At 37.5% G+C, this 8,719-nt stretch carries 7 protein-coding genes and 4 pseudogenes; 6 read left to right on the forward strand and 5 right to left on the reverse strand.

Annotation, left to right across the window (positions count from 1 at the left end; translation table 11 throughout):
- Nucleotides 1–2,940 (reverse strand): ESPR-type extended signal peptide-containing protein (locus F891_RS18335; protein ID WP_005264094.1); only part of this gene is annotated, 2,940 nt, incomplete at its 3' end.
- 109 nt (nucleotides 2,941–3,049) lie between these two features.
- A pseudogene (locus tag F891_RS14265) lies at nucleotides 3,050–3,712 on the reverse strand (IS1595-like element ISAcra1 family transposase).
- Between the two features lie 676 nt (nucleotides 3,713–4,388).
- On the opposite strand from F891_RS14265, the gene F891_RS17575 reads away from it, so the two are divergent.
- Both F891_RS17575 and F891_RS14275 read left to right on the forward strand, forming a co-directional pair.
- Nucleotides 4,389–4,667 (forward strand): 5-formyltetrahydrofolate cyclo-ligase, encoded by a 279-nt coding sequence (locus F891_RS17575; RefSeq protein ID WP_005264097.1) that lies wholly within the window; start codon nucleotides 4,389–4,391, stop codon nucleotides 4,665–4,667.
- 39 nt (nucleotides 4,668–4,706) lie between these two features.
- A pseudogene (locus F891_RS14275) lies at nucleotides 4,707–5,845 on the forward strand (IS3 family transposase).
- Between the two features lie 192 nt (nucleotides 5,846–6,037).
- Here the strand turns inward: F891_RS14275 and F891_RS14280 are convergent.
- On the reverse strand, nucleotides 6,038–6,604 hold the full coding sequence (locus F891_RS14280; protein WP_034439743.1) for a recombinase family protein: 567 nt from the start codon (nucleotides 6,602–6,604) through the stop codon (nucleotides 6,038–6,040).
- A gap of 555 nt (nucleotides 6,605–7,159) precedes the next feature.
- On the opposite strand from F891_RS14280, the gene F891_RS14285 reads away from it, so the two are divergent.
- Nucleotides 7,160–7,495 carry a hypothetical protein gene (locus F891_RS14285; RefSeq protein ID WP_005264101.1) on the forward strand — a complete coding sequence of 112 codons (336 nt, stop codon included), beginning with the start codon at nucleotides 7,160–7,162 and terminating at the stop codon, nucleotides 7,493–7,495.
- 36 nt (nucleotides 7,496–7,531) lie between these two features.
- On the opposite strand, the gene F891_RS14290 is transcribed toward F891_RS14285, so the two are convergent.
- Together F891_RS14290 and F891_RS14295 are read right to left on the reverse strand one after the other, a co-directional pair.
- Complete coding sequence (locus F891_RS14290; protein ID WP_005264103.1) at nucleotides 7,532–7,795, reverse strand: Txe/YoeB family addiction module toxin; 264 nt, start codon at nucleotides 7,793–7,795, stop codon at nucleotides 7,532–7,534.
- Nucleotides 7,779–8,042, reverse strand: a complete 264-nt coding sequence (locus F891_RS14295) for a type II toxin-antitoxin system Phd/YefM family antitoxin (protein WP_005264105.1) — start codon at nucleotides 8,040–8,042, stop codon at nucleotides 7,779–7,781. Before F891_RS14295 ends, F891_RS14290 begins: the two co-directional genes overlap by 17 nt.
- 106 nt (nucleotides 8,043–8,148) lie before the next feature.
- Here F891_RS14295 and F891_RS18460 point away from each other — a divergent pair, with 106 nt between their 5' ends.
- From F891_RS18460 to F891_RS14300, 3 genes and pseudogenes are all read left to right on the forward strand, one after another.
- Nucleotides 8,149–8,280 carry a hypothetical protein gene (locus F891_RS18460; protein WP_005264107.1) on the forward strand — a complete coding sequence of 44 codons (132 nt, stop codon included), beginning with the start codon at nucleotides 8,149–8,151 and terminating at the stop codon, nucleotides 8,278–8,280.
- A pseudogene (locus F891_RS18185) lies at nucleotides 8,249–8,351 on the forward strand (IS6 family transposase); the annotation flags it as partial. The gene F891_RS18460 and the pseudogene F891_RS18185, both read left to right, overlap by 32 nt.
- Nucleotides 8,352–8,588: 237 nt before the next feature.
- A pseudogene (locus F891_RS14300) lies at nucleotides 8,589–8,719 on the forward strand (IS3 family transposase); the annotation flags it as partial.

Below are 8,719 nucleotides of genomic sequence, written 5' to 3' on the forward strand. Positions count from 1 at the left end.
TTGTAGGTTGAAACCACCTTTTAACGTCGTGATGTCACTGGTATTGGTTGCGATAGTTTGTAGGTTGAAACCACCTTTTAACGTCGTGATGTCACTGGTATTGGTTGCGATATTGGCAGTATTGGTCGCAATATTACTCGTATTTTGATCAATCTTTTGGTTGGTCGTGGTTAATTGGCTAAAATTAACCGCATCACCAGGTGCTGTACCTGCAGCAACATTGGTAATTTTTTGATTATTTAAGTTTGCACCACCATTTAAATTACTTACACCCGTTACACTTAATGTACCGCCAGTAGCAAGATTTCCTGCTGTTACTGTACCTGTAAACGTTGGTACATCAACAACACTATATTTATAAGTATTTGTTGCTGCATCATAAGTTACAGTTGTATTAGTGCCATCTGCTAAAGTAACGGTTTCACCTAAACTAACCTTATCTGTCGCACCTGCATTTGCCCTAAAATTCAATCCTTTTTGAGCTTCAGTTAACGCTGTATTTGCTGTAGTTTGAGCGTTATTAGCATTAGTTAAAGCAGTATTCGCTGTATTTTGGGCTGTAGTTACGTTGTTGTTAGTTGTGGTTAATTGGCTAAAATTAACTGCATCACCAGATGCTGTACCTGCAGCAACATTGGTAATTTTTTGGTTATTTAAGTTTGCCCCACCATTTAAATTACTCACGCCTGTAACGCTTAATGTGCCACCAGTTGCAAGATTTCCAGCTGTCACCGTACCAGCAAAAGTTGGCGCATCAACCACGTTATATTTATAAGTATTTGTTGCAGCATCATAAGTTGCAGTTGTATTAGTTCCATCTGCTAGGGTGATGGTTTCACCTAAACTAACTTTATCTGTAGCACCAGCATTTGCTCTAAAATTCAAACCTTTTTGTGCTTCAGTTAAAGCAGTGTTAGCTGTACTTTGCGCTGCATTTGCAGAAGTCTGTGCATTATTAGCATTAGTTAAAGCAGTATTTGCTGTATTTTGTGCTGTAGTTACGTTGTTATTGGTCGTGGTTAATTGGCTAAAATTTACCGCATCACCAGGTGCTGTACCTGCAGCAACATTGGTAATTTTTTGGCTATTTAAATTTGCTCCACCATTTAAATTACTCACTCCTGTAACGCTTAATGTGCCACCCGTTGCAAGATTTCCAGCTGTCACCGTACCAGCAAAAGTTGGTGCATCAACCACGTTATATTTATAAGTATTTGTTGCTGCATCATAAGTTGCAGTTGTATTAGTGCCATCTGCTAAAGTAACGGTTTCACCTAAACTAACCTTATCTGTCGCACCTGCATTTGCCCTAAAATTCAATCCTTTTTGAGCTTCAGTTAACGCTGTATTTGCTGTAGTTTGAGCGTTATTAGCATTAGTTAAAGCAGTATTCGCTGTATTTTGTGCTGTAGTTACGTTGTTATTAGTCGTGGTTAATTGGCTAAAATTAACCGCATCACCAGGTGCTGTACCTGCAGCAACATTGGTAATTTTTTGATTATTTAAGTTTGCTCCACCATTTAAATTACTCACGCCTGTAACGCTTAATGTGCCACCAGTTGCAAGATTTCCAGCAGTTACAGTACCAGAAAATGTAGGGGCATTAGCAATTTGAATATCAACTGTATTTCCAGTAATGATAGTTTTGACATTAGCGTTTGAACCAGCCCCTACAAGACCACCAGTAATATTTAAGGATGATCCCAGTTTATTAGTTGAACTGCCTGTATTAGCATTAAATGTTATTGCTTTATTTACCGCTGTATCTAAACCAGAAAGTGCAGCACCGACATTATTTACATTACCAGTTTTTGTTCCTGCATTTGGATCTGTAGTGACATTATAGGTCGGTGCTGTATAAGCATTTGTGACTGGATCATACGTTGCTCCACCACCCAAAGCTGTTGCTAATCGGCTATGTGCGTCATCATAAGCCTTATCCAATTGCGCTACATTCACGGCATCAGTAAGTGCAGCACCATCAGCGACATTCTGAATGCGTCGAGTTGTACCAGTTGTGCCAACTGAAACTACGCCATTCGTAGCAGATGGTGCAACATTCGTTAGAAAAGAATCACCCGACTGTGCAGTTGTAGTCGAACCCGCACCTAATGCAACGGAGTTAAGAACATTGGCATTTGCATTTTTACCTATAGCAACGGTGTTATTAGCAGAAGTAGCACTTGTTGTTCCTAGTGCAATACTATCAACTGTATTAGCTGCAACTTTAGCATCTACACCAAAAGCTATAGATCTATCTGCACCAGTTGCAGTTTGAGAGCCGGCCATTAATGCAGCACTGTAAGCTGCCTTAGCATCAGGTCCCTGTTGATTGTATGTTGTTCCGTTTATTGTAGTGCCGTCACCACTTGAACCTAAAGCCAAAGAGCCTTGACCATCAGCGATTGGGCTTTTATGTGTTGTAGATAATCCACTTCCAATCGCTACACCACCTTTACCATTTGATGTCACTGGATTGGCGTTAAAATTAGAACCGATAATGACCGATTGAACTGCAGTACTCGAAGCAATCACATCATTACCAATTACTGTGGATTGCGCACCCAACGCAGCAATATTTGCCCCTATTGCAACAGACTCGACTGCAGGCGCGCATGCAATAGAATTCTCGTTTGCTATAGCAATCCCTGCACCTTCCGCTCCTGATCCGGCTGATGTACGCGTACAGTTAGCAAAAGTTGTTCCACCACCAGCTTCATAACCAGCATAGGCAAAATTTGCAGTAAAGACTGTAAAAATTGCGAGGGATAGAATTTTATAGTTAAAAACTGAGCTTAATGAAACATTTTCTAGTTGTTGATTTTGCGAACAAGAAGCTTCAACACTACATCTACTTTTTGTTTTTCCTTTGGCTAACTCAGAAACCGCTACCCAAATACCGAGAGATGCATTCCAAACAACTTTATAAACTTTATTCATAATAATTCCCAAACGCAGAAGAAATTTAACGACCTGTACTTCTTTGTATACAAGTTTGTCTATTAGGTAAAAAATGTAAGGCTCTAGACTAGCAGATTTACACTTAATTTTACCTAATGAGGTTCCACAGCTCAGTTGCTAACTCATTAGGTTCCCTCATCCAACGCCATTCAGTTTCTTTAAGATGATAATCAAAGTACTCTTTTGATATGCCGTTAAACTTTGCTAGCCTTCTTTTACAAAAGCTCCAAAATGATTCTATTCCATTTATATGACATTCTCCTCTAGCAAACTCATTTGCTCCTTGATTTACCCTAAAATGCTTTGAATAACCCACATCAACAAGACCATTATAGCCACGCCATCCATCACTATAAATCACACTCTCAAGTGAAACTTTACCAATGATAACCTCTTGTAAAGTCTTCATTTTACAGTCAGGTACGATTTCAGTATAGACGCGCCCATTACGTTCGAATATTCCAAATACTGGCTGTTTTAGAGTCCCACGACCACGCTTTAACTTTCCATGAAACCCACGTTGCCTTTTCGCTCCAAAATAGCTTTCATCTACTTCTATTGAACCAACAAACTTAGCTCTTAAATCTGTTTGATGATCATAGATAGTTTCTCTAAAAAGCATGTACTAATAGTTAATCGTATTACGATTTAAATTGAGTAATAAGGCTGTTTTGGAAGCAGGAATATCAACACAAAAGCATTGAATAATTTTTTTAATCTTGTAGTGACTTAATTTACTTTTTTCTATCATGATTCTAGACTAACATAATCATTTTGCTAGTCTAGAGCCAATGTAATTTATTGGGCAGTAAAATAGCTTTTTTTTAATGCGAAGTAAATCACACTTCAAAATTATTATGAGCCAAAAAACACATAAAAAATTACTAAGTAATAAATTAAACAAAACAAAAAATATATATTTTTAAAACATAGTTTAATATTTATTTTTTAATAAAATTAAACAACACCTTTCACACAATAACATTCGACAGCATACAAAAAAAATGTGAATACATGACAATAATTGACAGTAAATAACTTTTAATATCTAAATTTATTAAATGGAAATTTGTATTAAGAAATAAAAGTTTGATCAAAAAATATGGAATTGCACCAGTTAAGTGCGATTTTTATATTTTTCATTGATGATATTTGAGTGATGCATGTTCAAAAAAGTATTATTCTTATTCGATATTTTCATAAAGAAATAATAATTTATGCATTAGCTTAATTTAGACTATTCAGTAAACACTAAATAAAATGTTTACCAAAAAAATTTATAGTGCGACTCAAGACCTCTTGAGGAGCGCTTTAAAAAAATGCGTGGAAGCTTTTCCAGTCATAAAAAATATTTAGATGAGCAATCTGATTAAATATAGGGATTAAATCAAGTAAGATTTACAGTAATTAAAATTGTTGTGGCATCTATGAAAGATCATCTGAAATCTCTGCGCAGTGACATTCGTCGAAAACGTAAAAATGTCAGTATTTCACAACATAAAAAAAACGAACATCAGGTCTTAAACAGACTTAAAAACACCCCACAATTTAAAATGTCTCAAAAAATTGGTCTGTACCTAGATGCATTTGGGGAAATACGTACTCAAAAAATTATTCAACTTTGTTTCCAACATCACAAAGATGTGAATAGCCACCGATTTTGTAGACACCTTTTAGTTAGATATGGACTGCCACCACTCTCCTAGACAAATTTCGTCTATTCTTTTTGCATAGAAGAGAACATTATGAGTGGACAACGATACACCCCAGAATTTAAAGAAGAAGCTGTTAAATTGATTACTGAACGTGGATATTCTGTCACTGATGTGGCAGAACGTTTAGGTGTATCACAGCACAGCATTTATAAATGGCTAAAGGCCGTACAGCCTTTACGCAACAACCCTGATGAACATGAACTACTCGAAGCAAAGAAAGAGATCCTTCGTCTTAAAAGTCAGCTTAAGCAAACTGAAGAAGAGCGGGATATCTTAAAAAAGGCCGCAAGGTACTTTGCAAGCCTGCCCGAGTAAAGTATCAGTTTATCCTTGAGTACAGCCATCAATTTAAGATTAAGACGATGTGTCGGGTTCTTAAGATTGCTCGTGCTGGCTATTATGCCTGGCTACATGAACCCGAATCAGGCAGAACAATTGAAGACAAACGGTTATTACAACTGATCCGTTCTTCTTATGATGCCAGTTATGGTATCTATGGTTATCGTCGCATCACGCTGGATCTTAAAGAGCTAGGTGAAAGCTGTGGACCGAATCGTGTGCTGAAGATCATGAAGAACAATGGCATTGCCGCTGTTCGAGGATATAAGAAGCATAAAAGCTATGGTCGTGGTCGTCCTCAGATTGTGCCACCTAACCATTTAAATCGAGAATTTGTTGTAAACACACCTGATACCTCGTGGGTGACTGATATTACCTACATCCGCACTTGGCAAGGCTGGTTATATCTGGCTGTGGTTCTCGATTTATATTCAAGGAAAGTCATCGGTTGGTCAATGAAACCTACGCTTGCCAAGGATATCGTTTTGGATGCCCTTTTAATGGCGGTATGGCGACGCAGACCCAATGAACCTGTGATCATACACTCAGACCAAGGCTCACAATACAGTAGCGGAGACTGGCAGAAATTCTGTCAGAAGCATAATTTAGTTCCGAGTATGAGTCGTCGTGGAAAATGTTGAGACAATGCTGTTGCTGAATCCTTTTTTAGCAGCTTAAAGAAGGAAAGAATTAAAAAGAGGATCTATAAAACACGAGAAATGGCGCGTGCAGATGTATTTGATTATATCGAGATGTTTTACAATCGAATCAGGCGTCATTCGCATCTCGATGGGATGAGTCCAGAAGCCTTTGAGGCAGCTTCAAAATGAGGCCGTCTCGTGTCTAGGATACTGGGAGCAGTCCAAGCATCGTCATTTTATTATGGTCAGCCTCAGGGTGAAGTGTGTCTAATCAACAGGGTTTTCGATCTCTAAGCACTTTTTAAAGGGAACTTCATCGACTCAAATCTCTATTTGCAACAGTGCCAGCTAAACTAAATATAGTCGCCAATTTCAATTGAGTTATTCACCGACTTTCAAATAGCGGTATACCGCCTGGCGACTAATTCCAAATGCTTGGCCTAATGCCATTTTTGAAGGGTACTTCCCTTCCTTCCATGCTTGTCGTAAAGCTTCAGCCTGATCCGGCTTCAATTTATGTACCCGGCCTTTGTACCTCCCTTGAGCCGAAGCGAGTTTAATTCCTTCCTTTTGCCGTTCTAGAATAATCTCACGTTCAAATTGTGCAAAAGCCCCCATCAGTTGCAGCATCAAATTATCCATCGGAGTGGATTGGGCTGTGAATGTAATATTTTCTTTTACAAACTGGATGGCGATCCCTCTTTTGACCAGTTTATCCACTTCAGTGACCAAATCTTTCAGGCTTCGTGCAAAACGATCCATGGAGTGGACAATCACCCTGTCCCCTTCTCGGACATAGTTCAACATTTCTTGAAATCTAGGTCGGTCGGTATTTTTACCCGAAGCTCGGTCAACAAAAATCCGGTCGACTTCAATTCCCTCAAGTTGACGTCCAGTATTTTGCTCGGCTGAACTGACTCGGACATAGCCTACTTTTTGACCTTTCACGCTTTCACACCCCAATTGGATAAAAATGAACACTTTTGTAAATTATAAATCTTAAATATCAAAGTCACATGTTATATATGGTTAAAAATCATTTAAATGATACATGGTTTTACCAACTTTCAAATTGTTACTTTAGGGTATAGGCAAATAACACTCATCTAGAGCCTGTCACCAATTAGCTTGAGAAAACCTGATTTGTCCTCATTATCCTTTCATGACTAAAAGCTATGTATTAAGAAACGATCAGAGAGAACGGATTAAGGATTTGTTGCCTGGACGGGCGGGTACTGTTGGAGTAACCGACAAAGATAACTGAACTCTACTGTGAGTAGTCATATCCTTATTTTTATCTAATTGAGGTGTATAGGCTGAAGGCATCATGTGATGTCATAAGAAAGGCTGAGCGGATTTTTTGCATGTGATTTAAAGTTTATGGCTGTTATATATTTGATATTAATAAGTAAGTTATTTGTTACAACGTGCATTGATCTACTTTTGCTGTTTCAATTGCTCTGTGCTATTGATACTACTCCGTTCGATTTTTGGTAAATTTTCATGTCTAAAAAAGTTTTTGAAGATTCAGATAAAAAAATTATATTACCTGCTGATATTAAATTTGATAACGGCTTAGTAGTACCTATTGAAGAGGTTAGTGTTAATACTGTCCGTGATGATGATAATAATATTATTGCCTTAGATCTTAATACCGATTATGACGGTCCAACTATGACTAACCACATAGTTTTTGATATTTATGGTCAGCCAGATACAGGTATTGGTTTATATGATGAAGACCCAGATGACTACGAACATCCTGATGATCGTTCTTATGATGTAGCAGAAGATATTTCCCAAGAAACGTTAGATGAAATACAAATTCAAATCAAATAAAAAAGCCCCTACACTAGTTGAGTAAGGGCTTCTTGTTCATTCGTAGTGGTAACGACATGAAATAATCGTTATCGCTGCGTCTGTTACTTCATAGACTAGTCTATTCTTTTCATCTATTCGTCTGCTCCAAAACCCAGATAAATCACCGAGTAATGGTTCAGGCTTACCAATACCTTCAAATGGAGTTCTCAGACACTCCTTGATTAAGGCATTGATTCGCTTTAGAGTCTTTTTGTCTTGGCTTTGCCAGTAAACATAATCATCCCAAGCTGAAGGTGTAAAACTAGTCTTCCGTTTCATCTAAAAGTTCTCTTTCGATCGTTTTAGATGCTCGTAATTCTGCAATTGATTTTGCTAAATGTGCTGCATTACTTGGAGAAGACATGAGATGCAATGTTTCCATCAAACTATCGTAATAGTCTTGACCCATAACAACGGCATGTTGACCTTCTTTACGTGTAATAACAGCTACATCTGCATCATCAATAACACGGTCTAAAACCGTTTTCAGGTTATTGCGAGCATCTGTATATGTAAATACATGCATTTATAGCCACCGATTAACAATCATCATTGTCTTAGTAATTTTAATTGTACAGTATTCTGTACATAAAGTAAAACACTTACTTCGTAAAAAGTAAGAGCCATAATTTATGGCACTGTTGCAAATAGCGATTGATGATAAGCAAAATAGTTTTTTAGCTAAAAGTTCAGTATATGAATCTCTTCCATTGTCGGCATTTTTAGGGCGAAATCATTCTTTGGGCTGTGCGCTGGTATTGTAATATGGCATTAGCTACGTGAACTTCGGGAAATGCTTTCTGAACGTGGTGTGAATGTTGATCACACGACTATCTCAGAGTGAAGTGTGTCTAGTTAATAGAGTTTTCGGTCTCTAAGCTTTTTTGAAGGGAATCTCGTTGATTCAGTTCCCTATTTGCAACAGTGCCATTAAAATTACTAATATTTTTAAATAAGAAACTTTTTGGACAAATTATTTCAAACAGAGATGGATCCGTAAATTTGAACAACTCCTATAAGTGATATTCTGCTCCTCAAATGATGTTATAAACATCAATATATGGAGTATTTTATGGCACGTAGACCAAGAAGAAATCATTCAAATGATTTTAAAGCTAAGGTAGCACTTGCTGCGATTAAAGCAGAAAAAACACTTGCTGAATTGAGTGCTGAATTTGATGTTCATCAAAACCAAATTATTGA

This window comes from Acinetobacter sp. CIP 101966 (genome assembly GCF_000369725.1).
Taxonomy (GTDB): domain Bacteria; phylum Pseudomonadota; class Gammaproteobacteria; order Pseudomonadales; family Moraxellaceae; genus Acinetobacter; species Acinetobacter lwoffii_Q.

What these genes read in the sequence shown, in the direction of transcription:
- F891_RS17575 (WP_005264097.1), top strand. Translation starts at nt 4,389, where the DNA reads ATGAAAGATCATCTGAAATCTCTGCGCAGTGACATTCGTCGAAAACGT.
- F891_RS14285 (WP_005264101.1), top strand. Translation starts at nt 7,160, where the DNA reads ATGTCTAAAAAAGTTTTTGAAGATTCAGATAAAAAAATTATATTACCT.
- F891_RS14290 (WP_005264103.1), bottom strand. Translation starts at nt 7,795, where the DNA reads ATGAAACGGAAGACTAGTTTTACACCTTCAGCTTGGGATGATTATGTT.
- F891_RS14295 (WP_005264105.1), bottom strand. Translation starts at nt 8,042, where the DNA reads ATGCATGTATTTACATATACAGATGCTCGCAATAACCTGAAAACGGTT.
- F891_RS18460 (WP_005264107.1), top strand. Translation starts at nt 8,149, where the DNA reads ATGGCACTGTTGCAAATAGCGATTGATGATAAGCAAAATAGTTTTTTA.